The sequence below is a fragment of the Nitratireductor pacificus pht-3B genome, from assembly GCF_000300335.1.
GTDB classification, from domain to species: domain Bacteria; phylum Pseudomonadota; class Alphaproteobacteria; order Rhizobiales; family Rhizobiaceae; genus Nitratireductor; species Nitratireductor pacificus.
On record NZ_AMRM01000034.1, the window covers coordinates 1 to 22,782 of the forward strand.

The following is a 22,782-nucleotide window of genomic DNA, read 5'->3' on the forward strand; positions in this document are numbered from 1 at the left end:
CGCGTCTATGCGGGCGTCAGGTGATCCGACCTGCGTGCAGGGTGCTCCGGCCCGCACGATGGCGCAGCTGCGGGAACCATGCTATTCTTCAAATGCCATGAAAAAGCGTTTGACGGTCCTTGCCGCGCTCCTGATGGCGGCGCCTTTTACGGCAGGCACCGCGTCGGCGGACTGCCTGTGCCGCGCCAACGGCGCCGCGTTCGAGCAGGGGCAGCTCGCCTGCATCACCCTGCCGGACGGCCCGAGCCTGGCGCGATGCGAGAAGGTGCTGAACAATTCGTCCTGGAAGATCCTGAAGAAGGGCTGCCTCGAGATGACGGAGCTTCCGGTTCCCTCCGGAGAAGGCCGTCTTCAGGCGTCCCTCACGCCCATGCCGCAAAACGGTCAGCGGCGGTAATCCCGGAAAACCCTGCGGTCAACCGAGATCCTGTCAGTCGAAGCCGTTGTCGCGCAGATCGTGCGCCAGGGCGATCGCCGTGCGGCGGTCGGATTCGCCGGCCAGCGCGAACGCCTGTTCCTGCATGGTGCGGATCCAGCTCACATCCGTGGGCGCGGCATGGTCGAGCGCCGCCGTCATCATGGCCAGGCCCTTCACGACCTTGCCGCTTTCGAACAGGATATGGCCGAGCGTCGCCTGGGCGCCGGCATGGCCTTTCTCCGCCGCCAGCTGGAACCAGCGGGCCGCCTGCTGAACGCTCTGGGCAACGCCCTCGCCCGACAGGAACATCTTGCCGACCTGGTACTGCGCCTCGGAATTGCGATAGGTGGCCGCCGCGCGCATGAAATGCTCCTGCGCGGCGAACGGATTCGCCCGGATCGGGCTGTTGGCGATGCCGGTCTGCAGATATTTGCCGAGCGCCACCAGCGCGTCGGCCACATAGGTCTCGTCGGGGCTGCCGGGATGGACTTCCTGCTGCGCGACGGCCGAGAAGAACTTGAACGCCTCGTAGTCGTTGCGGGCGACGCCGTCGCCTTCCGCATACATGCGCGCCAGCTTCCAGCGCGCGCCGACCTGGCCGTTCTCGGCCGCATAGCGATAGGCCTCGACAGCCTCCTGCTTCTCGCCCCGCTTGTAGGCGGAGAAGCCGAAGCGGAAGACGGCCCAGGGGCTGCGCTGCTCCGGCTCCCGGATGACGGCTTTTTCGTCGAGTGCCAGCGCCGCACCCGGCAGCGCCACGACCGTGGACGCCACCAGACCGGCTAAGACCGCCGCTTTTCCTGCTTCAAATATCCGCATAACAGTGCGTTTCTTTCTTCGCCCCCGGATGGGTGACGGCGCCATCGCGCGCCGGACCGACCGTCTGGGCATATTTCCAGATCGCGCCGGACTGATAGTCGGTCTCGCGCGGTTTCCACTCCTTGGCGCGGGCGGCGAGTTCGTCGTCGCCGAGCGCCACATCGATCGTGCCGTTCACGGCATCGATGGTGATCATGTCGCCATCCCTGAGCAGGCCGATCGGCCCGCAGACGGCGGCTTCGGGGCCGACATGGCCGATGCAGAAGCCACGCGTGGCGCCGGAGAAGCGCCCGTCGGTGATCAACGCCACCTTGTCGCCCATGCCCTGCCCGTAAAGGGCGGCTGTCGTCGCCAGCATCTCGCGCATGCCCGGTCCACCCTTTGGACCCTCATAGCGGATGACCAGCACCTCGCCTTCCTTGTAGCTGCGCTCCGAAACGGCGGCGAAACATTCCTCTTCGGAATCGAAGCAGCGCGCCGGACCGGAGAACGTCAGGTTCTTCATGCCCGCGACCTTCACGATCGCGCCTTCGGGAGCCAGATTGCCCTTCAGGCCGACAACACCACCCGTCTTGGTGATCGGGTTGTTGGCCGGACGCACGACATCCTGCTCCTCGTTCCAGTGAACATGCTCCATGTTTTCGGCAATTGTGCGGCCGGTCACCGTCATGCAGTCGCCGTGCAGGAAACCATGCTCCAGCAACGTCTTCATCAAGAGCGGAATGCCGCCCGCCTCGAACATGTCCTTGGCAACATATTTGCCGCCCGGCTTCAGGTCGGCGATATAGGGCGTCTTCTTGAAAATCTCGGCGACGTCGAACAGGTCGAAGTCGATGCCCGCCTCATGGGCGATCGCCGGCAGGTGCAGCGCCGCATTGGTGGAGCCGCCCGAAGCGGCAACGACGGCGGCGGCATTCTCCAGCGCCTTGCGGGTGACGATGTCGCGCGGACGGATCTGCTTGGCAATCAGCTCCATCACCTTTTCGCCCGACGCGTAGTTGAAACGGTCGCGCATCTCGTAGGGCGCCGGTGCGCCGCAGGAATAAGGCAGGGCCAGGCCGATCGCCTCGGCGACCGTCGCCATGGTGTTGGCGGTGAACTGCGCGCCGCAGGAGCCGGCCGAGGGGCAGGCCGCCTGCTCGATCTCCATCAGGTCGTCATCGCTGATCGAGCCGACCGAATGCTGGCCGACCGCCTCGAACACGTCCTGCACCGTGATCTGCCGACCACGGAATGTGCCGGGCAGGATGGAGCCGCCATAGATGAAGACCGACGGCACGTTCAAACGCACCATGGCCATCATCATGCCGGGCAGCGACTTGTCGCAGCCGGCAAGGCCGACCATCGCGTCATAGCAGTGGCCGCGCATGGTGAGTTCGACGGAATCGGCGATCACGTCGCGCGAGACGAGCGACGCCTTCATGCCCTGGTGGCCCATGGCGATGCCGTCGGTGACGGTGATGGTGGTGAACTCGCGCGGCGTGCCATTGGCCGCGGCAACGCCCTTCTTGACCACCTGCGCCTGGCGCATCAGCGAGATGTTGCAGGGCGCGGCCTCGTTCCAGCAGGTGGCGACACCGACCAGCGGCTGCGCGATCTCGTCCGCAGAAAGCCCCATCGCATAGAGATAGGAGCGGTGCGGCGCACGGGCCGGCCCAACGGTCACATGACGGCTTGGAAGTTTAGCTTTCGAAATGGCTTTAGCGTCCATACTCACCCTAGCCGCTGCGCGCGGCATTCTCCTGAAAACACTCGGTTGGCTTCCGGCGCGCCTTCGATCATCGTCGATGCGCCGGGTTTATGGCGGGAAATTGGCGTTGCATCCCACCACAGTCATAACCGAATGCTTATTGAGAAACTGTTGCCGAATGGGCACAGCTGGCGACGGGATGCGGCACGCAGACCGGCAGGCATGCGCGGCGGCGCCTGATCAGGGCCAATCCCGGCGCCGGCCGGTTTGCGCGACGATTCAGCAAAAGAGTGGATTCGCTTGTTTTCGTTCGATTACGGACGCCGGCGACTGAAGCCGGCGCCCGTTTTCACAATCGGGCGCGCGATCAGCTCTCTGCGCGCTGCTCCTCGCGCTTGCGCGCGATGATCGAGGCGACGACGGAACCGCCGATCAGAAGGACGGTGATCGTCAGCGCCAGGGGAGACGGGATCTTGATCCAGTGGGCCAGCAGCATTTTCAGGCCGATGAACATCAGGACCAGGGAAAGCCCGGTCTTCAGGTGCTTGAAGGTGCGCATCATGCCCGACAGCACGAAGAACAGGGCGCGCAGGCCCATCACCGCGAAGACGTTCGACGAGAAGACGATGAAGGCGTCGTTGGAGATCGCCAGCACCGCCGGGATCGAATCGACCGCGAAGATGAGATCCGTCACCTCGACGGTCATCAGGACGACGAACAGCGGCGTCATGTACAGAAGGCCGTTGCGCCGCGTCAGGAACTTCGACCCCTCGTACTCGGTCGTGACGCGTCCCGTGCGCATCAGGAGCTTGACGATCCGGCTTTCGCCGGGATCGATCATGTCGTCGCCGGCGGTCATCATCTTGAAGCCGGAGAAGATCAGCAGGGCGCCGAGCGCCATGCCGATGACCATGAACTGGTCGACCAGCTTGACGCCGGGGACGATCAGCGAGAGCCGCATCACGATGGCACCGACGATGCCGTAGAACAGCACGCGGTACTGCGCTTCCGGCGGCACCTTGAAATAGGTGAAGATCAGGGCGATGACGAAGATGTTGTCGAGCGAAAGGGCCTGCTCGATCAGATAGCCGGTAAGGAACTCGGCGCCGCGGTCCTTGCCGCCGAAGTAGAAGACGCCCACCGCGAAGACCATGGCGAGCGCCACATAGCCGGCGACGGTCGTCATCGCTTCACGGGTCGATATGACGTGATCGCGGCGATGCAGGATGAACAGGTCGAAAAAGAGGATAAGGGCCACAAAGGCCAGAAAACCGGGCCATAGCCAGTCGTGCATTGTCATGGAGCTGGAACGTTTTTCAGCGCCGCGTGAGCGCGTTGTCGTGCGGTCCGACATCACAGGCAACGCCTTGCCTGCCAGAGGGGCCCGGTCCGGGTGACTGTCCCTATTTGCGGCACAACGTCCTTATTTTCAAGTCCCATGCGCGTTTGCGCGGCGCCCGTGCACACACCGCATGGGTGGCATCTGCGATCATTCGCGCCCGCAAAGCAAAAGGCCCGGCATCTCTGCCAGGCCTTCAGTGTCGGAAGCGATCAGGTGATGACTACCACTTGACCTTGTAGTTGGCGGACAGGATGCCGGCCCAGCCGGAACCAACCGAAGCGCCGGTCTCCAGACCCTTGGTGATCTCGGCGGAAGACAGGAAGGACACCGCGCCGCCCAGCCTCAGTTCGCCGCCAAGCTGATCCTTCATGCTGAGACCCGCAGCAAGCAGCCATTTGTCGGTTCGGAAATCATAGCCCGTCGCCACACCGCGGTCCCACTGCAAGCTGACCAGACCGGAAACGTTCTCGGTGAATGCGTGACCGATACCGCCCGTGACGGTCCAGCCATCGCGCCAGTAGTATTCGTTCGGCGGCAAGGGGGCGCCGCCCAGGTAGACCTGCAGGGTTTCATTCACCGACCAGTCGGTCCACCTGACGGAGCCGAAGGCCAGCCAACCCGGCGCGATGCCGGTCTGCAGCTTCAGTTCCAGGCTCTGGGGAAGCTCGCCGCTACCCGTTGCAATCGGCGCCATGTTGTAGGTGCCGCTCGCATCATGCGAGGTTCCCGAGCGGTACATCAGCTCCGTGCGGAACGCGATTTCGGGAATTTCGTAGGCGAGACCGGCGCGCCAGCCGACGGCATTGCTGCCCAGATCGATGTTGGCGGTGCCGAAACCGCCGACGAAATCATAGTCGAACTGCTCGACGAAGGCCCCGCCCAGAACCGCGAGCCGCCCCTTGCCGACATTGAAGAAGACGGCACAGGTGGCACCGAACTCCGAGACGGTGAACTCCTCGGAAACCTTGCCCGTGGGGCCATAGAAGGCCGCATAGGACGAGGACGCGCCGTAGACCTGGGTGTGCGTTCCAGCGCAGGAAAGATTGTCGCTGATCTTGAACTTGGCGGCGGCGCTCGGAATGACATAGGTGTCGAGATAGTCCGTGCCGACAAGCGCCGGATTGGGCGCAAGGCTGGGGGCGGTCTTGAACTTCTGCGTCGGTACCACGATGATCGCACCGGCGCGCAGATTGAAATTTCCGTCCTCGTAAAGAATGTCCGTATCGGCCGTCCCGCGGGAGAAGCCGCCGGCCTGCGCGGCTCCGACAGATGCTGCAACGAGTGTCATGGCCGAAGCGATGCGGGTGAAACGCATGAGAACCCCTCTCCTCCTAATGTGGTACCGAGGATAGCAGCACGGCGGACAACCTCAATCTCCCGCGTAGGGCAGGCCCTGCATTACTCTTACGTTTACGTAATTCATACCATAAGCGACGGCGGCGAAACCGGCTTGCCAGATGTGCCCGCAGCGCATTCTCGGCTGAAAATGCGGGAAAAATGCCCTGAAGCTCCACATCCGTACCCACGAAACGGGCACCTGTTGCGCAACTGCAACAACGATCGAGATTTCACAAATCGGTCATTGAAATCCCGCTTTCGCGCCCCGTTTCCGTCACGAGTGACCGGATCACGAAACCACGAATCATCGACCGGCAGGAGGGCGAGGCACAGCCGTCCGCCAATCGGCGGACAGTCTTTGCAGGGGACGATGCAGGAACGTTCGGCAAGACACCGGCCGCGACGGGCAGGTCTCGACCGGACAGAACCAGCTCGCGCGCGCCCGACCAACACGAGACCAGCGCCGGCGCGCCGGGGCGGGTTACGGCAGGAAGGTGCCCAATTGCCATTCCGCCCCTCTCCGTAGAGCCGTGAGCCGACAAGGCCGGCGCGGTCAGCCGGCTTCCCTGACGCGCGCCAGGGCCACTTCCAGCTTGCCCTTCGCATGGGCGAATTCAGCGAGCTTCTCGCGCTCGGCGGCGACGATCTCTTCCGGCGCGTTGGCGACGAACTTGTCGTTGCCGAGCTTCTTCTCCAGCCGCTGCATCTCGCCGGCGGTCCTGGCGATCTCCTTCTCCAGCCGCGCCGTTTCGGCCGACAGGTCGATCAGGTCGCCGAGCGGCAGGCAGAAGGTCGCCTCGCCGAGGACGATCTGCGCCGAGCCCTTCGGCGCTTCGCCCGCAAACCCCAGTTCGCCGACACGCGCCAGGCGGCGGATCGCCGGGTCGTGCCGCGCGATCCGCGCCCGCGTCGCCTCGTCGGCGCCGACAGCGATCAGCGGCGCGATGGCCGCCGGCGGCACGTTCATCTCGGCACGCACCGAGCGGATGCCGGAAACCAGGTCGACCAGCCAGTTGATGTCTGCGGCCGCCTCCACATCCTCGAAGGCCAGCTCCGGCCAGGGCGTCAGCGCCAAGAGATCGTCGCGCTCGTGTTCGCCCGCCGTATGCGCCCACAGTTCTTCCGTCATGTAGGGCATCATCGGATGGAGCAGCTTGTAGATCTCGTCGAGGACATAGGCGGCGCAGGCGCGCGCCTCGGCCTTGGCGGCTTCGTCCTCACCGGCGAACACGGGCTTCAGCAGCTCCAGATACCAGTCGCAGAACAGGCTCCAGACGAACCGATAGGCCGCGCCGGCCGCCTCGTTGAAGCGGTAGGCGCCGATTCCCTCGGTGACCGCGCCGGCCGCGCGCGTCAGCTCGGTCAGGATCCAGCGGTTGACCGCGAGCTTCGCGTTCTCCGGACGGAAATCCGCGTCGCGCGCCGCGCCGTTCATCTCGGCGAAGCGGGTGGCGTTCCAGAGCTTGGTGCCGAAATTGCGGTAGCCCGCCACGCGCGCCGGGTCGAGCTTCACGTCGCGCCCCTGCGCGGCCATGATGGTCAGCGTGAAGCGCAGCGCGTCGGCGCCGTATTCGTCGATCAGCTCCAGCGGATCGATGACGTTGCCCTTCGACTTCGACATCTTGGCGCCCGACTTGTCACGCACCAGCGCATGGACATAGACCGTGTGGAACGGCTCTTCCTCCATGAAGTGCATGCCCATCATCATCATCCGGGCGACCCAGAAGAAGATGATGTCGAAGCCGGTGACGAGCACGGAGGTCGGATAGTAGCGGGCCAGCTCCGGCGTCTTGTCCGGCCAGCCGAGGGTCGAGAACGGCCACAGCGCCGAGGAAAACCAGGTGTCGAGCACATCCTCGTCGCGCGTCAGGATCGCGCCCGGCTCGAAATTCTCGAGCTTTTCCTCGACCCATGCCTTCCATGGTCCCTCATGGGCGATGTAGTGCTGGATCGCCGCCTCCAGCGCGGTTTCCTCGTCCTTCTCGACAAAGACCTGCCCGTCGGGGCCGTACCAGGCGGGGATCTGATGTCCCCACCAGAGCTGGCGCGAAACGCACCAGGGCTGGATGTTCTCCATCCACTCGAAATAGGTCTTTTCCCAGTTCTTCGGCACGAAATTGGTGCGGCCCTCGCGCACCGACGCGATGGCCGGCTTCGCCAGCGTCTTGGCATCCACATACCACTGGTCGGTCAGGAAGGGCTCGATCGGCACGCCGCCGCGGTCGCCATGCGGCACCGTGTGGCGGTGCGGCTCGACCTTGGCGAGGAAGCCGCCCTCCTCCATGATCCGGACGATCAGCTTGCGCGCCTCGAAGCGGTCGAGACCGTCAAGCTCTGCCCACAACGCCCGCTGCATGTCGGTCGGCGTCAGGCCTTCCAGGAAATCCTCGTTTTCCTTCAGCGTGACGGCCGCCTCGACCGTCAGGATGTTGATCGCCGCCAGCTTGTGACGCTTGCCGACCTCGAAGTCATTGAAGTCGTGCGCGGGGGTGATCTTCACCGCGCCGGTGCCCTTCTCCGGATCGGAGTATTCGTCCGCGACGACGGGGATCCTGCGCCCGACGATCGGCAGGACCACCTTCTTGCCGACGAGTTTCTCGTAGCGCTCGTCGTCCGGATGGACCGCGACGCCGGTATCGCCGAGCATGGTCTCGGGCCGCGTCGTCGCCACCGTGATGTAGGTCGACGGATCGTCCGCATCGAAGGTCACGCCCTCGATCGGATAGCGGAAATGCCAGAGATTGCCGTTGGTCTCGACCTGCTCCACTTCCAGATCGGAGATCGCCGTCAGCAGCTTCGGGTCCCAGTTGACCAGACGCTTGTCCTTGTAGATGAGCTCCTGCTTGTAGAGCGCGACGAAAACCTCGATCACCGCCTTCGACAGGCCCTCATCCATGGTGAAGCGCTCGCGGCTCCAGTCGCAAGAGGCGCCGAGCCGCTTCAGCTGGTTCATGATCGCGCCGCCGGACTCGGCCTTCCATTCCCAGACCTTGTCGATGAACTTGTCGCGGCCCAGATCGCGGCGATGCTGCTGGCGCTCCATGAGCTGGCGCTCGACGACCATCTGCGTGGCGATGCCCGCATGGTCCATGCCGGGTTGCCACAGCACGTCCTTGCCGCGCATGCGCTCGAAACGGACCATGATGTCCTGCAGCGTGTTGTTGAGCGCATGGCCCATGTGCAGGGAGCCGGTCACGTTCGGCGGGGGAATGACGATGGTGAAAGTTTCCGCGCCAGGTCGCGCCCCGGCGCCGGCCTTGAAGGCGCCCGCCTCTTCCCAGCGTTCGGCGATTTTCGGCTCGACGCTGGCCGCGTCGTACGTCTTTTCAAGCATTGGGATATCCGTGCTCGCGAGGCGTTGGGGCAGTCCCGGTAGAACCCGGTTCACCAGACCTGCCTAGATTCTTGTTTTTCCCGCATTATCCGGCGCCGAAGCGGTGTCGCCGCGGCTGGAAAATGCGCCGTACCAGGCAACCTTGGTACGATCAGAGCATGGTGTAAAGCGGAAGGGTCAGGCCAAGTCAACCGGACGCGCGCCTGAGCCGGCTCGCGGCATGCCGCCGGACGAGCGGGCCTGTGATTCGGTCGAGCTGTTTCGGGCTGCCCGGCCTGATCGCGGAAGCTTCGGGGCCCCGCCTCTAGACCCGTTCAACATTTTACAGAAACGCTGAGCGGGTCCCTCTCGTTGTTTCTCCGCATTTGTGCGGACGTCAGGTAATTCCACCTGACTGCAAAATGCTTTAGCCACCGCGCGCCACGCGCTCGATCTCCTCGCGCACGAGCCGCTCGACCATCGTCGGCAGGTTGTTGTCGAGCCATTCCTGAAGCATCGGCCGCAGCATCTCCTCGGCCATCTGATCGAGGTTGCGCTTGCGGCTCGCCTCGAACGCCTCGTTGAGTTCGCCGAACGCGGCAGCGACCTTGCGGCCCGTATATTCGGAGAGGATGCTCTGCTTGCGGTCTTCGTGGTCGGCGGCGATCGGACCAAGCTCCTGCCGGACCGGTTGCCAGTCAGCCACGGTGTCGGTCGCGGTCTTCGGGCCTTCTTCCCCGCCCTGCGGCAGGGGCGAGCCGGCATGATCCCCCGGCAGAACCGGGCGCAGGGAATGATCCCCGGCCTTGAACTCGGCGCGAAAATGCTCGACCTCACCGCGCGTTTCGGCGAACCCCTGGGGGACGAAATCCTGCTCCACCGGCGCCCGCTCGGCCGCAGGCACGGGGTCTTCGTCTGGTTGCGGCGGCGCGGCGGATTCCGCCGCCGGCGGAGGCGCATCCTCGAACACGTCCCTGCGGGGCGCTTCGGCCTGCGAACTTTCGTCGGAGCCGAGATCACGGAGGGGAAGCGCGCCCACCTGCCCGGACGCCGTGGCGTCGTTGTCCTCGATGATGCGCCGGATGGAAGCCAGTATCTCCTCCATGGAAGGTTCGCGCTGTGTCCCAGCCGCCGCGAACCCTTCGGCGGGCGCATCGCTTTTCTGTGCCCCGATTCCGTGTGACATCACTCGTTTCTGCCGCCTCTGCCCTGTATCCGCCCAACAAAGGAACCCGGTGCATTCAGCGTTCCGCTCCTGAAGCCCGGGCGGTGATGCGAAAGATCGAATCACTAACCGATGGTATCCGACCCGACAGCCCGAGAGAATCCCCGCAAGGCACTCCCCCAGGGTTGCACACAAGAATGCCGGGCGCTGCATGACAGCGCCCGGCATCGAAAAGGTCCATCACCCTGTGGTGTTCAATGCTGTCCCGAGGCCAAGCTCCACCCGGCTACGGGCGTCTAGCGGCCATCCGGCGTCCGCAGGCCGTACCACTTGTCCTTGACGGCCTCGTAGTGCTCCTGCGGCCGGTACTCGGTGACCTGCAGGCCGAGATTTCGGGCCGACAGGCGACCGGTCGCCGACAGGATGGCGTAGCTTGCCACCACGATGTCGCGCTCGGCGGTCACCTGGTTGATCTTGGCGTCGATCACATCCGCCTGCGAGTTCAGCACTTCCAGCGTGGTCCGCTGGCCCACATTGCGCTCCTCGATGACGCCGTTCAGCGCGAGCTGCGCCGCCTGAACCAGTTCGCGGTTCGCGGCGAGCGATTCGCGCGCGGCCTGGTACTGGGTCCAGGCCGAGACGACCGCCGCGCGCACCTGATCGCGGCTCACATCGAGATTGATGCGCGCCTGACCGAGCGATTCCTTGTCCTGCCGCACCTGTGCCGAAGCCTGCCCGCCCTGGTAGATCGGCACCGTCAGCCGCAGGCCGACATTCGCCGAATTCGAGGAGCCGTCGGAGAACGTCCCGGGGCTCGAATTGCGATAGGTGTGCGTCAGGCCTGCCGAACCCGAAAGCTGCGGCAGGAAGGCACCCTCGGAGGATTTCACCTTGAATGAAGCCGCGTCGATCTGGTGCTGGCGCGCCTTGATGACGGGATGGTCGGAAAGACCGAGCGCGAGGGCGCTGTCCATGTTCTTCGGCAGAAGCTTCCCGAGTGGGCTCGCCGACTTGAGATTGTTCGGCGCATCGCCGATCAGCTGCTGATAGATGGCGGAACGCGAAGCGACGGCGGCACGCGCCGCGCTGAGCTGGGCCATCGCCGCCTGACGGCGCGCCTCCGCCTGGGCGACGTCGGTGCGGGTTCCCTCGCCGACATCGAAGCGCGAGCGGGCCGAGCGCACCTGCTCGGCAAGGAATTCGAGGTTCTGCGAGCGCAGGGCAGCGATCTGCCGGTCGCGGATGACGTCCATATAGGCGCTGGCCGCATTGAACAGGATATCGAGTTCCTGGTTGCGCAGCGCCTCATTGGCCGCCCGGACGCCGGCTTCGGCGGCTTGGACATTGTTGCGGGTCTGGAAGCCGTCGAAGATCGGCTGCGTCAGCGCGATGCCGAACTCGCCCGTCCTGATATCGGTTCCGTCATTGGTCGCCAGCCCGATGGTGGCGGTTCCGGAGATGCGCGGCCGCATCCCCGACTTGGCGATCGCCACGTTCTCGTCGGTGACGCGCACGCCGGCGCGTTCGGCGTTCAATGTGGAATTGTTCTGATAGGCCTTGGCGAGCGCGCCCAGGATGGTTTCGGCGGAAACCGCACCCGGAGCGGCGATCAGCGCCGTTGAGGCAACCATCGGAAGAAGGAAACGGCGGTAAAAAGACACGATCTGGCAACCTCGGATTGTCTGTTGCGACCATGCCAGCCGACACCGCCGCCCTCTCTCATCAACTCCGGTCAAAAAGACCGGCACCCGTGCCTCAAAAGAGACGACGCCCCCGCGCCACACAAGCTCTCCTGTGCAGATCAAGCACGATTTGCCGGGACACTACACCAAACCGGCGATCAATTCCGTTGCAGGAACGCAACAAGTCCACCCTCAAAAAACAAACGCGCGGGCCTTCTGGAACCCCGGCAAAGGCTTCACCGCAAGGTTGAAGGCGACGCGGCTCGAAACGATTCCGTCGTCCTTCACGTAAAGATGCGCGCTGGCGGCATTGCCCTCGCCGATCACCGCGACAAGGCGACCGCCATCGCGAAGCTGGCCGAGCAGCGTTTCCGGAACCGAATCAACCGCCCCGCCGACAAGGATGACATCATATGGCGCATCATCGGCATAGCCGTTCTCGAGCGCGCCGCCGACTACGGCCACATTGACGCAGCCGAGTTCGCTCAGCGTTTCGGTGGCAGAGGCGGCAAGGCTCTCGTCGCATTCGAGCGCGACGACGAAGCTGGCGAGCCGCGACAGGACAGCGGCCGAATAGCCGGTCCCCGACCCGACATCGAGCACGACGTCGCTGGATTGCACGTCGGCGAGCTGCACGAGCTTGGCGAAAGGCGACGGTTCCATCAGGTAGCGCGCCGCGCCCTCACGGGTCGCGGTGGCGATCTCCAGATCCTCGTCGATATAGGCCAGGCTTTTTCTGCGGCCCGGCACGAAGGCTTCGCGCGGGATGTCGCCCATGGCGTCGAGCAGCGGCACGTTGGTCACGTCCGTGGTGCGAAGCTGACCTTCCACCATCTTGGCGCGCTGCAGGGAAAAATCGGCGTTCATCAAATCGGTTCCCGATGCAAGTTCCGGTCTCGGCCTGCAGGCCCCGGGGCGCGTTGCGAAAACAACGGTTTAAACGGTTTGCTAACGACTGCTTCCAGCCCTGTCAATCACTATGGCGTTCTATGGCCGGCCGGCTCCCCGGCGTCCACCGCGAACGTCGAACCGTCCGAGAGATAGGGTGCCCGCCGCCGGTACGGAAGGGCGCCCGGCGCCGTCGATCGTCCCTCCTGACGCCCACTGCCAGAATTCAGCACCGTCCGACAAGACGATACGGCCTTTGATCGGCCGCGGACCCGCCTGTAATATTGTTGGCGGGCGACGGATTAAATCCGGCCGGGCACTGTTGTTCCTGTTGCGGGCCGGATGAACGGCCCGCCCATCAAGGAGGAAACCCGATGTTCATGCGCTCTCTTCTCGCCGCGACCGCGGCTCTGGCATTCACCTCCACCTTTGCTCTCGCCGAAGACTTCGCGGGCGGCGCGATCAAGACCATGGCTTCGGACAAGGGCGAGGTCCTGACCGATGCCGCCGGCATGACGCTCTATACGTTCGACAAGGATGAAGCCGGCAAGTCCAACTGCTACGACCAGTGCGCAACCAACTGGCCGCCCTTGGTGGCCGCCGACGGTGCCACCGAGGACGGTGCCTTCACGCTCGTCGAGCGGATGGATGGCACCAAGCAGTGGGCGCATGAGGGAATGCCCCTCTATCTCTGGAAGAACGACACCAAGCCGGGAGACATGACCGGCGACGGCGTCGGCGGCGCCTGGCACACCGCGATGAACTGAGCACCGCATGCCGGACTTCCTGGATGAGATCGAGGCCTGCGTGCCGGCGCTCAGGCGCTATGCGCGTGCTCTGACCCGCGATGCGGAGCGCGCCGACGATCTCGTTCAGGACTGTCTCGAACGGGCGATCCGCAAGCGCGGCCTCTGGCGACCGACCGGGCCGCTCAGGGCCTGGCTGTTCCGGATCCTGCTCAACACCTATCGCAACGACCTGCGCCGCGACCGCCGCGCACCGCTGTCGCTTCCCATCGATGCCCTGTCGGGCGAGCCACCCTCGCCCGCCGGCCAGCCGGGCCGGCTGGCGCTGGCCGATACCGCGCGGGCGCTCGACAAGCTGACGGACGAGCAACGCGAGGCGCTGCTGCTGGTGGCGATCGAGGGGCTGAGCTATGCCGAGGCGGCGAACGCGCTCGGGATTCCGCTCGGCACGCTGATGTCGCGTATCGCCAGGGCCCGCGAGACGCTGCGCGACCTGCTCGACGCGCCGCCGCGCCTGAGGACCGTGAAATGACGAAGACCCAACCGGACATCTCGCGCGACACGCTGCACGCCTATGTCGACGGCCAGTTGAGCGCCGAGACCCGCGCGGCGGTCGAGCGGCACCTCGACGACCACCCGGCGGATGCGGCGCTGGTCGCCGCATGGCAGCGCGACGGCGATGCGCTGCGCGCGCTCTACGATCCGGTCGCCGGAGAAACCGTTCCGGCGTCGCTGTCGCCGCACCGCATCGCAAGACAGCGCCGTGTGCGGCTGACCGAATGGCGCAGGCTGGCGGCGGCCGGCCTCGTGCTGACCCTGCTCGGCTCTGCTGCCGGCTGGTACGGACGCGGTCTCGCCGGCGGCCGGCAGGTGGCGACGGCATCGCTCCTCGACAGGGCGGTGGCCGCGCACAATCTCTATGTCGGCGAGGTGGTGCACCCGGTCGAGGTCGCCGCGGCGCAGGACGCGCATCTCGCCCGCTGGTTGTCGAAGCGGCTCGACCGGACGATCGTCATTCCGGATCTGCGGCCCACCGGGTTCGCGCTGGTCGGCGGCCGGCTCCTGCCGGATGGCCCCGGGCCGGCGGCCCAGTTCATGTATGAAGACACCCAGGGACGGCGCGTGACCCTTTATGTGAAGCCGACGACGGAAGGCGGCAAATCCTCGTTCCGTTTCGCCGAAGCCGGACCGGTCGCGGCCCTGTTCTGGCGCGACGCGCGCATCAGCTGCGCGCTGGTGGGCGAGTTGCAGCGCAGCGAATTGCAGGCGATCGCCACCAGCGCTTATGAGCAGCTCGGCTGAAGCGCCGCGATCGCGATCACTCCGGCAGGGGAACGAACTCCGAGCGGTCGTCCGGCGGCAGATCGAAAAGGCCTGTTCCCCAGCGCGCCTTGCGCCAGTCGGCCTTCGCCGCCTCGATGCGCTCGCGCGAGGAAGCGACGAAATTCCACCAGATGTAGCGCGGACCGCCGAGCGTCTCCCCGCCCAGCAACATCAGCCGGGCGCCCTCCGGTCCGGCGCCGACGGTGATGGCGTCTCCCGGACGAAAAACCATCATCCGGCCGGCTTCGAAATCCTGGCCGGCGACCGTGATGCTGCCGCTCGTCACATAGATGCCGCGGTCCTCGTGATCGTCGGGTAGCGGAAGCCGCGCGCCGGGCTCCAGCACGGCATCGGCATAAAACATCTCCGAGAAGACGCGCCCCGGGGCACGCGCGCCGTAGGCGGTGCCGAGAATCAGCCGCAGCGAGACGCCGTCCGCCTCGATCAGCGGCAGGGTCTCCTTGGCATGGTGCTCGAACATCGGCGCCATGTCCTCCTCGCCCTCCGGCAGGGCGACCCAGGTCTGGATGCCGAACAGGCTGTGCGGCCCCTGCCGGGCAAGGCTGCTGGTACGCTCGGAATGCGTGACGCCGCGCCCGGCGACCATCCAGTTCAGCGCGCCGGGATGAATGATCTGGTCCGTGCCGAGGCTGTCGCGGTGATGAAAATCGCCGCTATAGAGATAGGTGACCGTTCCCAGACCGATATGCGGATGCGGCCGCACATCGATCCCCTGCCCCGTCAGGAACTCCGCAGGCCCCGCCTGATCGAAGAAGATGAACGGGCCGACCATCTGCCGCTTCGGCGCGGGCAGCGCCCTGCGCACCTCGAAGCCGCCGATATCACGGGCGCGCGGCACGATCAGCGTTTCGATCGCCTCGACGCCGACCGTGTCGGGACAACCGGGCGAAAGGGCGGGATTCCAGCTCATCATGCCTCCGATCGGCGCCCTCACCGGGCGCGCAGCCTGTCCGTCCGCCTGCGACGCGGTCGAACGTCCCCGAGTGTGGCATCGATGCCGGGCAAATTGAAGCACCGCGTGGCGAATGTCCCGGCGCCCTCGCCCGCATGCAGGATAAAATCGGAAAGTTGGCGCGATCGACGCTTATCCGCTTGACGCAAATTTGGCTGCAACCTATTGAACGGCGTCGATGCCGTTCGGCATGGCCTCGTGGCGGAGTGGTTACGCAGAGGACTGCAAATCCTTGCACCCCGGTTCGATTCCGGGCGAGGCCTCCAAAAATTTCTAGAACAAATGCAATGGCTTACAACACTAGCGGCTCCTTCGGGGGCCATTTTCATGTTGCGCTGTGTTGCGACTGACTATCCTTGATTTCCAAGGAGTTCCTGCGACACTCGGCAATTCCACGCGACATGGATGCAACATGGAATAGCGACGAATCTTCCCCCGTTCCTGCGAAGCGCCGTACACATCAGCCATCCCCAAACGCAAAAAAGAGCCCCGCCAGCCGGGGCCAGCGGGAGCGATACTTGTCTATCATTTCGACGGCAAAGTGATACTCAACACGGCTTGAGTATCAATGATGGCACTCAAGGTGGCGGCCGACCGGTCATCGCGTACCATGCCGCGGCCGCACCCGCCGCCGCCGAGATCAGCGCCTTGCCGATGGACCAGAGCGTCTGCCCCAGCCGCCCGGCGAACACGACGCGGTCACGCACCCGCTCGAGCTCTTCCGTAGTCGGACGGATCGATTCGACGCTCTTCTCGACCGCGGCCAGTCTGTGCGTGATACCGATGATCTCGCGCTCGGTCCGCTCCTGCGCCTCATAGCTCCGGCGCCGCCCTTCCGATGCCGATTTCTGGTCCTCGGCAATCGATGCCAGAAGGCGCTCGATTGAATTGAGCCGTTCGTCGAGCCTCGCCACCTGCGCCTCTGTGCTGCCTGGCATTCGTCTCTACCCCTATTCAGCACGAAGTTCGGCGCGACGGCGTACGCTTGACCGCCGGTGCTCGATGCACTCGGCCGCCGAGAACACCCTCGCAGCGCAAGGGCCCTCGACGGTGAGGTCGATCCGGTTCTGGTCCGCGATCGTCTCGCCATGCGCCCCGATGATGTCCGTACCGATGATCTGCCTGATGCTACCGGTCGCACTGCCCGGTTCGCTCGTCTGGCAGCCCGCCACGCTCAAGGCAACGGCGCAGACGATCACGAGCCTCGCTCGCAGCGGAACCTGCTTCATGGTCTTTCCTTTCGATTTCGATGCGAACTTCATCGGCGCCGCGCCCCTTGATGGCGGCATAGAGGCCCCAGAGCAGCCCGCCAGCGGCGATGATGGTCGCCATGGCGGTGATGGCGCCGGCTCCCCAGCGCGGCACGCCCAGGGTCGCCGCTAGCCTTGCGATGAGCGCCAACATCAGCCCGCCTCTACCGCTGCCCGGATGCGCTTCACGGATCGGACGATCTGCGGCCCCAGAACGATCAGAATGACGACGCCGACCAGACCCACCGCGCCCAGTGCAAGGATGGTCTGCCAGTTCATCCCGAGCAGCCCTGCCATACCGGCGCCCCCCCGCCGAGGATCGTCGTCAGCCAGCCCCACAGGCCGGTCTTCTGCTTCACTTCTTCATCGACCTCGTGCGGAACGGTCGGTCGCGGGACTGGCACCTTCTCGACCTGCTTGGGCTGGCCTTCCATGTGGCGAAGACGAACCTCCCGGAGGGCGCGCTTGACATCATCGACCGAGACCGATGCGCGCTGCCCGTCATAGAAGCCCTTACCCGCCGGCGTCGGAAGGCTCGCCCACTCCTTCGAGAGATTGAGCAGAAGCGTATCGATATGCAGCCGTCCGGCCAGCCATTTGTCGATACCCCGCAGCCCGAGCAAATAGCAGGCCATCCGGTCCTGCATGTCCCGATCAAAGCGCTCACTGCCCGTCAAGCCCAGCGTCGTGCGGATCGCCCGCATCGTGGTCCGCACGATCTGGTAGCGCCCGCTGGCCGAGGAGTTGAGGCGGCTGTTGTCGGGATCCTTGAGCATCCGGGTCTGCATCTGATCGACCTGATCGAGCGTCATTCGCGTCAGGACGACATCCGTGCCCTTGCCCTTCGATACGCGCCCGTCGAGCATGATCCCGTAGCCGAGCGTTTCGTTATAGCCGTCGCCCTTGTCTGTGCCCTCGGAGCGGCCCAGAAGGTCGAGCACGGGCCTGTAGACGTGGTACTTATCCATTGCGGTTCCTTTCATTGAGATCAGCCCATTCGAAAGCGCCGCGCCGGCGGGCACGGTGCGGTCCATGGTGTTTCCTTTCAAATTGTGGGGTTTGCAGAAACGATCGCTTCAGGGCGAAGTGCTAGGACTCACGCGGATGACAGGCACTGTTCACAAGCTCAGGCGGCTCAAGCACGCCGATCCGGAGAAGTTCAAGGTGCTGGCCGAGGACCTGGAGCCTCGCCGCCATTGGCCTGTATGCTCCGCGGCACTTCTGTGCTTCAGTCTCGGGCTCGGCTATTTCGCCGACGATATCCCCGGCGGCCGATGGCTGGCAGCGATGCCGGGATCGGGCTGTGCTATCAAGGGCAACATCACTGACGACAATCAGCACATCTACCACCTGCCCGGTCAGGACTACTATCACAGGACGCGGATCGATCTCGTCCGTGGCGAACGCTGGTTCTGTACGGAGACTGAGGCTCGCACTGCCGGTTGGCGCAGATCTCGGATATAGTGCCGGTACTGGCAGGCGGGGGGCTCAGGCAACACGCGGAACCCACGTGCGAAGCCGCCGCCTAAAAGTCTCAATCAGTGATTTCCCTTTAAGCGTGGGAACGATAGAACCTCGTTCGTAGGAGAACGCGACGAGCCAGTCGCCACGCACAATGGGAGATCCGAATGCAAGTCGAAGACGACCACGAGCTGCTCGACCTGATGGTCGCCGACCATATCGATGCGCCGGATCAATATCGCGCAACCGCCCGGTGGCTGGAGTACTCGGACAGGTTCCTGGCCTTTTTGAAAACGGAAGGCCTCAACAATTTTCGATCGAGCAAACACGAGAAGGGTTCACCGGGGTCTGTCCTAGCGTCGTTCGGTGCGGTTGACATCAATCCACCCACATCGCGAGCTTCGCCGGAAGAGATGTACCATGCCGCGGCAAGCTGTTTCGTCGGACATAATGCGGTCTCGATTGACAAACTACCCGCTAGCAAAGTTGGAGCGCCAGAGGGATTCGTAGTTGAAGACCGCTTCTACACTCTGTCTTGGCTGAATTTTTACTGCCGATATGCGTATGTCTCGAAGTTTGTTTCCTTTGATGATCAAATCATCGTGGAAGTTGGTTCTGGTTCCGGTAAGCAAGCCGAAATGCTGAAGAAAGCACACCCAGGGCTGACAGTTCTGATTTTTGACTTGCCGACTCAGCTCTACGTCGCCAACCAGTATCTCGAACGTGTGTTTGAAGGGTCTGACCAGGTGGCGGGTTACCGCCAAACTAGAAATTTCACGTCGATGGGTGACATCCAGCGCGGCAAGATAAATGCGATGCCACACTGGAAATTTCCCCTGCTCGATGGCGCCGCATTTGACGTTCTCTGGAACGCTGCGAGCTTCCAAGAGATGGGGCACGAGACAGCGCTTACCTATCTTCGAGGAGCCACCTCAGCCCGCTCGATGTTTCTCATGCACAACATAAAGTATCGCCCGGGCGTACCGCCGCCGGGGATTAGGGGGGTAATTGACCAAAAGTACCTTCCAGGGTTTGATGAAGTTGACCGTTCTCATGCGCGCCTGGCATTGACGCCGGCTAAATGGATATACTTCGACAGTTTCTGGCGTCGGACCTGATGCTCTGACAGCTTCAAGCGCTTCCCGATAGACAATCTCTATCTGTAGGGCTAGTAGCCCATCAGCGGTGGTGGAATCGGAACGGGAAATTCTCAATGGTTGTTGGCGTAGGGCACCTGCGGAAAGTCTATAGAAGCACGCTGCCAGAGAGCGTACGGCGCAAGATTCGCGCGGTCTACCACCGAACCTTGAGCAAGAAGGTGAAGGCCAAGGTCCAGCACGCGTTGCGACCTGAACAACGTCTAGCTGTAGAGGCCAAGGAACTTCTCTCAAAGTGGGATCTGGAAGCCGCTTTGGCGAAGGCGGATGAGGCACTGACTCTTAAGCCCAACCTACAAAAAGCACTGCAGCTTAGGGTAACAATTCTCAGCAATCTCGGTCGGCTTGAGGACGCGAGGCGTGCCGTTCGCATCCTTGGTGGCCTGTACCCACTTGATCCTTCAGCGCGCCGCCAAATGAGGGCACTCGAATTGGACGCCCCGCCCGTGTCGCGAAGCATTGCAATGCATGTCGTCGAGCAGTCGGGATGGCGTGCATCGACGATCTCGCAGGCAGCACAGTACCTGTACGACGGAGAGAAATTTGAAGATGCTCTCGATTTCTGTGTCTACGGTATGGCGACGGTCAGCCGCATCACGGATCGGAAACGTCGAACAACGGTTCGCAACAATTTGATTCATTGCCGAGCATTGTCACTCGAATCTCTCCACAGGTACGAAGAAGCGATTGCGACATACGAGCAGCTCTTCCCTTCGGGAAAAGATAACCTGCGGGCCACGATGGGTGTGGCAAGGTGTTCCCTTGAGCTAAATCGGGCTGAACACGCGGAGACGATGTTGAGAGCCGGATACGCCGAACAGAAAGACCCTTGGCCGTTCAGCCCTCTAAACCTGGATGCACTTCAGGCCCAGCGCAAAATCAAAGAATCATATGAACTCTACCGGAAAAAGCCGATCAGTGCAGCTATATCGAAGTATTTCAATGTGCACGTCAAGCCGAGTGAGATTAACATTGTTTCTGGATACTATCGGGACAAGTCCGCCCTTCTTTTGAGTGAGGGAGGCCCCGGTGATGAGTTTCGACTGTGCACAACTTACTCGGACCTGTCCCGGCTTTTTGGTCGTCTGACCATTACTTGCGACCCCCGCCTTACCACGATCATGAGGCGGACTTTCCCGGATATCGAATTCTTGCCGACAGCGCGACACAGGCGCGAACTCGTGAGAGACATGCCAGACCGGAAGACGCTGACGGACGCGACCTTGTTTCAGTGTGTATCGGATCAGGCGATCGTGGTCGGCAAGGACTGCGATCTCGTTTGCTCTGTCTTGGATTGCCTAGCAGATATCCGTCCGAACCCAGAGACCTTCGAGGGGAAAGGGGGCGTTCTCAAGCCACTCCCCCACCTTGCGGACGATTGGCGCCGAAACATCGGTAACAATTGCCGTCCGCAAGTCGGCATTGCTTGGCGCAGTCTTCTGCAGACGGTTGCTCGAAATCGGCACTATTTAACGGTCGATGATCTTCGCGGATTGTCAGCACTCAAGAATGTCGATTTCTGGCTCTTGCAGCCCGGCGCTACAGAAGAAGAGATTTCGCAACTCTCATCGTTTGTGTCGCTCAAGATACCGGAGGGGCTGGACCTTTTGGACGACTTTGAGGGTCAGCTAGCGATGACATCCACGTTGGATGCTGTGCTAAGTCCGTTCACGACCAGTGGTGAGCTGGCGGGTGCGGCGGGCGTTCCCACAATTTTGCTTTCAACGACCAGCAATACGATGTGGCGCAGGAACAAAGATGGAACTGACATATGGCGTCCGAATGTGACGATTGCTTCCGGCGTTCCGATCCACGACAGGGTTCTGGCAATGCAGCAGGCCATTGAAACAATTGACGCCCTTCCGAGAACCATGCAGGTTCAAAGCGCCTAAACCAAGGGGTTCAGATCATGCTCGTGTTTCCTGAACTTCTCGTTGATCTTCTTCACCGCCTGGCTCCTGACTAGATGGAGCCTTCATGGGAAGATGACGATCTTTTCCTGGACGTCGATCTCTACGCCGACGATGTAGATGAAGTGCCCATCGTCTATCCGGACAACAGGCATAAAGTCACGGAAAAACCGTTGGCCGGCCAGATGTGTTGATCTGCGTTCCGATCGTGACATTCGCTGCAGTGTTTTTGTAGAAGCAGGCGGCGTTGACAGCGGTGGTGCTGATGGCTTGAAACTAGTTGGCGTCGATACAACCGTTCGAGGCGCCATTGTTGCAGAACACGCAGTACTGGAGCCGCCCCACGATGTGCCAAGTTTAGTGAACAGTGTAATCGTCGCATTAGAGGCCAATTTGCTAAGGATGCGAAGTAGCGACAAGAGTCGATGAATTCTAGTTATTTTGAAGGGAGCGAAGACCCTGCAAACAGATGACGCATACATTCGAAGAATTCTCACAGCCTTTCGCGACAGCGTAAAGCATGAGATGGGGATTCATCTCGATGCAGATGGGTGCAAGACACTTCTTGCCTACATCGAAGCGCTTCAGGCCAGAGACCCGCTCGCCAAGGCGAACGTGATCAACCTCCCGGTGTCCTAGCGTAGCAAGTGAGAGTGCTTGAAGCGATATCGAGTGCGCCGCCGGTCTCGTTCTGGAATCGAACGCTCACTGAATTCGCTGCGCTGACCCACGCTGACATCGTAATTCCCTGAGTATCGACAGGGAAGGCAGCGGCGGCCAGATCACCGAGTCTGGCACCATTCACTGTAATCACGGCCGTGTCGCCCGCCCCATCGCCTAGGTTTGGCGGATTGTACGTGGCTGAGCCGGTCAGCCATCCGTCGCGGTGAACAATGGCATTGTTCGTGACGCCTGGGAAACTCGGTGAGTTGTTGACGTGAATCGCGTTGATGTCGATCGTATTCCCCGACCCGATGCCGAAATCATAGCGCCCTGCCGCCAGATTACCGATACGCTCGCAGTTGTCGATTATCACCGAACGGGGGCCAAGGGTTGCATTGGTGAACTCGAAGACGCTTACGGTCTCAGCTTCTTCCGGTTCAAATTGCGCATCAACCGCATGCACTGTGCAGGTGCCTTCAAGATGCACCAGCGCGGTCTTGCCATGGGCATGGTATCCCTTGACCACCACATGCGCATGCTCGCACCATATGCCATATAGGCCCTTGAGGTTCGAAGCGTTCGGGCGATCTGCGGTTACACCACCGTCCACCGTGAGATATGACCTGAGCCCCAAGTCCCCTCCG

At 62.9% G+C, this 22,782-nt stretch carries 20 protein-coding genes, 1 tRNA gene and 1 pseudogene; 8 read left to right on the forward strand and 14 right to left on the reverse strand.

The genetic code is table 11. The annotated features are described in order from the left end of the window. Positions 1-97: 97 nt before the first annotated feature. Positions 98-397 (forward strand): hypothetical protein, encoded by a 300-nt coding sequence (locus NA2_RS21370; RefSeq protein WP_157188348.1) that lies wholly within the window; start codon positions 98-100, stop codon positions 395-397. 33 nt (positions 398-430) lie between these two features. Here the strand turns inward: NA2_RS21370 and NA2_RS20580 are convergent, their stop codons facing one another. The 8 genes from NA2_RS20580 to NA2_RS20615 all read right to left on the reverse strand — a co-directional run bounded on the left by NA2_RS20580 (position 431) and on the right by NA2_RS20615 (position 12,634). Then, positions 431-1,237 carry a tetratricopeptide repeat protein gene (locus tag NA2_RS20580; RefSeq protein ID WP_040678878.1) on the reverse strand — a complete coding sequence of 269 codons (807 nt, stop codon included), beginning with the start codon at positions 1,235-1,237 and terminating at the stop codon, positions 431-433. After that, positions 1,224-2,948: a dihydroxy-acid dehydratase gene (gene ilvD, locus NA2_RS20585; protein WP_008599198.1), complete on the reverse strand. Its 1,725-nt coding sequence runs from the start codon at positions 2,946-2,948 to the stop codon at positions 1,224-1,226. Before ilvD ends, NA2_RS20580 begins: the two co-directional genes overlap by 14 nt. Positions 2,949-3,294: 346 nt before the next feature. Beyond that, complete coding sequence (locus tag NA2_RS20590; protein ID WP_008599199.1) at positions 3,295-4,221, reverse strand: TerC family protein; 927 nt, start codon at positions 4,219-4,221, stop codon at positions 3,295-3,297. A 268-nt stretch (positions 4,222-4,489) separates the two neighbouring features. Then, positions 4,490-5,584, reverse strand: a complete 1,095-nt coding sequence (locus NA2_RS20595) for an aromatic hydrocarbon degradation protein (RefSeq protein WP_008599200.1) — start codon at positions 5,582-5,584, stop codon at positions 4,490-4,492. A 576-nt stretch (positions 5,585-6,160) separates the two neighbouring features. Then, positions 6,161-8,941, reverse strand: coding sequence for a valine--tRNA ligase (locus NA2_RS20600; RefSeq protein ID WP_008599201.1), 2,781 nt, complete (start codon positions 8,939-8,941; stop codon positions 6,161-6,163). Positions 8,942-9,347: 406 nt separating this feature from the next. Beyond that, complete coding sequence (locus NA2_RS22415; RefSeq protein WP_081582747.1) at positions 9,348-10,106, reverse strand: PopZ family protein; 759 nt, start codon at positions 10,104-10,106, stop codon at positions 9,348-9,350. Positions 10,107-10,381: 275 nt separating this feature from the next. Then, positions 10,382-11,716 (reverse strand): TolC family outer membrane protein, encoded by a 1,335-nt coding sequence (locus NA2_RS20610; RefSeq protein WP_040678880.1) that lies wholly within the window; start codon positions 11,714-11,716, stop codon positions 10,382-10,384. A gap of 243 nt (positions 11,717-11,959) precedes the next feature. After that, entirely contained in the window at positions 11,960-12,634 is a 675-nt protein-coding gene (locus NA2_RS20615) for a protein-L-isoaspartate O-methyltransferase family protein (RefSeq protein WP_008599204.1), read from the reverse strand. A 395-nt stretch (positions 12,635-13,029) separates the two neighbouring features. Between NA2_RS20615 and NA2_RS20620 the strand changes: the two genes are divergently transcribed. Genes NA2_RS20620 through NA2_RS20630 form a run of 3 tightly spaced genes read left to right on the forward strand, consistent with a single transcriptional unit; the run spans position 13,030 to position 14,703 of the window. Further along, positions 13,030-13,422: a COG4315 family predicted lipoprotein gene (locus NA2_RS20620; protein WP_008599205.1), complete on the forward strand. Its 393-nt coding sequence runs from the start codon at positions 13,030-13,032 to the stop codon at positions 13,420-13,422. Positions 13,423-13,429: 7 nt separating this feature from the next. Further along, complete coding sequence (locus NA2_RS20625) at positions 13,430-13,933, forward strand: sigma-70 family RNA polymerase sigma factor (RefSeq protein WP_008599206.1); 504 nt, start codon at positions 13,430-13,432, stop codon at positions 13,931-13,933. Beyond that, the gene (locus NA2_RS20630) at positions 13,930-14,703 is read left to right on the forward strand and encodes an anti-sigma factor family protein (protein ID WP_008599207.1); all 774 of its coding nucleotides are present in this window, start codon (positions 13,930-13,932) and stop codon (positions 14,701-14,703) included. The genes NA2_RS20625 and NA2_RS20630 overlap by 4 nt, the downstream gene beginning before the upstream one ends. A gap of 16 nt (positions 14,704-14,719) precedes the next feature. On the opposite strand, the gene NA2_RS20635 is transcribed toward NA2_RS20630, so the two are convergent. Continuing rightward, a complete protein-coding gene (locus NA2_RS20635) occupies positions 14,720-15,655 on the reverse strand; it encodes a pirin family protein (protein ID WP_008599208.1) in 936 nt (311 codons plus the stop codon). Between the two features lie 234 nt (positions 15,656-15,889). On the opposite strand from NA2_RS20635, the gene NA2_RS20640 reads away from it, so the two are divergent. Further along, a tRNA-Cys gene (locus NA2_RS20640) sits at positions 15,890-15,963 on the forward strand. A gap of 312 nt (positions 15,964-16,275) precedes the next feature. Here the strand turns inward: NA2_RS20640 and NA2_RS20645 are convergent. The 4 genes from NA2_RS20645 to NA2_RS20655 all read right to left on the reverse strand — a co-directional run bounded on the left by NA2_RS20645 (position 16,276) and on the right by NA2_RS20655 (position 17,981). Continuing rightward, on the reverse strand, positions 16,276-16,635 hold the full coding sequence (locus NA2_RS20645; RefSeq protein ID WP_008599209.1) for a hypothetical protein: 360 nt from the start codon (positions 16,633-16,635) through the stop codon (positions 16,276-16,278). A 190-nt stretch (positions 16,636-16,825) separates the two neighbouring features. Continuing rightward, positions 16,826-17,101 (reverse strand): hypothetical protein, encoded by a 276-nt coding sequence (locus NA2_RS22095; RefSeq protein WP_157188350.1) that lies wholly within the window; start codon positions 17,099-17,101, stop codon positions 16,826-16,828. Beyond that, positions 17,101-17,226, reverse strand: coding sequence for a hypothetical protein (locus NA2_RS22420; protein ID WP_274531975.1), 126 nt, complete (start codon positions 17,224-17,226; stop codon positions 17,101-17,103). Before NA2_RS22420 ends, NA2_RS22095 begins: the two co-directional genes overlap by 1 nt. Continuing rightward, positions 17,223-17,981, reverse strand: coding sequence for a lysozyme family protein (locus tag NA2_RS20655; RefSeq protein WP_008599211.1), 759 nt, complete (start codon positions 17,979-17,981; stop codon positions 17,223-17,225). The genes NA2_RS22420 and NA2_RS20655 overlap by 4 nt, the downstream gene beginning before the upstream one ends. Here NA2_RS20655 and NA2_RS21375 point away from each other — a divergent pair. From NA2_RS21375 to NA2_RS20670, 3 genes are all read left to right on the forward strand, one after another. Further along, positions 17,980-18,411, forward strand: coding sequence for a sunset domain-containing protein (locus NA2_RS21375; RefSeq protein ID WP_051011707.1), 432 nt, complete (start codon positions 17,980-17,982; stop codon positions 18,409-18,411). The two genes, NA2_RS20655 and NA2_RS21375, sit on opposite strands and share 2 nt — an antisense overlap. Positions 18,412-18,575: 164 nt before the next feature. Further along, positions 18,576-19,526, forward strand: a complete 951-nt coding sequence (locus NA2_RS21380; protein ID WP_008599213.1) for a putative sugar O-methyltransferase — start codon at positions 18,576-18,578, stop codon at positions 19,524-19,526. A gap of 188 nt (positions 19,527-19,714) precedes the next feature. Further along, positions 19,715-21,457 carry a tetratricopeptide repeat protein gene (locus NA2_RS20670; protein ID WP_192814198.1) on the forward strand — a complete coding sequence of 581 codons (1,743 nt, stop codon included), beginning with the start codon at positions 19,715-19,717 and terminating at the stop codon, positions 21,455-21,457. A 637-nt stretch (positions 21,458-22,094) separates the two neighbouring features. On the opposite strand, the pseudogene NA2_RS22100 reads toward NA2_RS20670, so the two are convergent. Then, positions 22,095-22,782, reverse strand: a pseudogene (locus tag NA2_RS22100) (hypothetical protein); the annotation flags it as partial.

Excerpts from the sequence above, each read along its gene's own strand:
- NA2_RS21375 (WP_051011707.1), top strand. The coding sequence starts at position 17,980 with ATGGTGTTTCCTTTCAAATTGTGGGGTTTGCAGAAACGATCGCTTCAG.
- NA2_RS20590 (WP_008599199.1), bottom strand. The coding sequence starts at position 4,221 with ATGCACGACTGGCTATGGCCCGGTTTTCTGGCCTTTGTGGCCCTTATC.
- NA2_RS20635 (WP_008599208.1), bottom strand. The coding sequence starts at position 15,655 with ATGAGCTGGAATCCCGCCCTTTCGCCCGGTTGTCCCGACACGGTCGGC.
- NA2_RS21380 (WP_008599213.1), top strand. The coding sequence starts at position 18,576 with ATGCAAGTCGAAGACGACCACGAGCTGCTCGACCTGATGGTCGCCGAC.
- NA2_RS20620 (WP_008599205.1), top strand. The coding sequence starts at position 13,030 with ATGTTCATGCGCTCTCTTCTCGCCGCGACCGCGGCTCTGGCATTCACC.
- NA2_RS20580 (WP_040678878.1), bottom strand. The coding sequence starts at position 1,237 with ATGCGGATATTTGAAGCAGGAAAAGCGGCGGTCTTAGCCGGTCTGGTG.
- NA2_RS20625 (WP_008599206.1), top strand. The coding sequence starts at position 13,430 with ATGCCGGACTTCCTGGATGAGATCGAGGCCTGCGTGCCGGCGCTCAGG.
- NA2_RS20595 (WP_008599200.1), bottom strand. The coding sequence starts at position 5,584 with ATGCGTTTCACCCGCATCGCTTCGGCCATGACACTCGTTGCAGCATCT.
- NA2_RS22415 (WP_081582747.1), bottom strand. The coding sequence starts at position 10,106 with ATGTCACACGGAATCGGGGCACAGAAAAGCGATGCGCCCGCCGAAGGG.
- NA2_RS21370 (WP_157188348.1), top strand. The coding sequence starts at position 98 with ATGAAAAAGCGTTTGACGGTCCTTGCCGCGCTCCTGATGGCGGCGCCT.
- NA2_RS20630 (WP_008599207.1), top strand. The coding sequence starts at position 13,930 with ATGACGAAGACCCAACCGGACATCTCGCGCGACACGCTGCACGCCTAT.
- NA2_RS20655 (WP_008599211.1), bottom strand. The coding sequence starts at position 17,981 with ATGGACCGCACCGTGCCCGCCGGCGCGGCGCTTTCGAATGGGCTGATC.
- NA2_RS20615 (WP_008599204.1), bottom strand. The coding sequence starts at position 12,634 with ATGAACGCCGATTTTTCCCTGCAGCGCGCCAAGATGGTGGAAGGTCAG.
- NA2_RS20600 (WP_008599201.1), bottom strand. The coding sequence starts at position 8,941 with ATGCTTGAAAAGACGTACGACGCGGCCAGCGTCGAGCCGAAAATCGCC.
- NA2_RS20645 (WP_008599209.1), bottom strand. The coding sequence starts at position 16,635 with ATGCCAGGCAGCACAGAGGCGCAGGTGGCGAGGCTCGACGAACGGCTC.
- ilvD (WP_008599198.1), bottom strand. The coding sequence starts at position 2,948 with ATGGACGCTAAAGCCATTTCGAAAGCTAAACTTCCAAGCCGTCATGTG.
- NA2_RS22420 (WP_274531975.1), bottom strand. The coding sequence starts at position 17,226 with ATGAACTGGCAGACCATCCTTGCACTGGGCGCGGTGGGTCTGGTCGGC.
- NA2_RS22095 (WP_157188350.1), bottom strand. The coding sequence starts at position 17,101 with ATGTTGGCGCTCATCGCAAGGCTAGCGGCGACCCTGGGCGTGCCGCGC.
- NA2_RS20610 (WP_040678880.1), bottom strand. The coding sequence starts at position 11,716 with ATGGTTGCCTCAACGGCGCTGATCGCCGCTCCGGGTGCGGTTTCCGCC.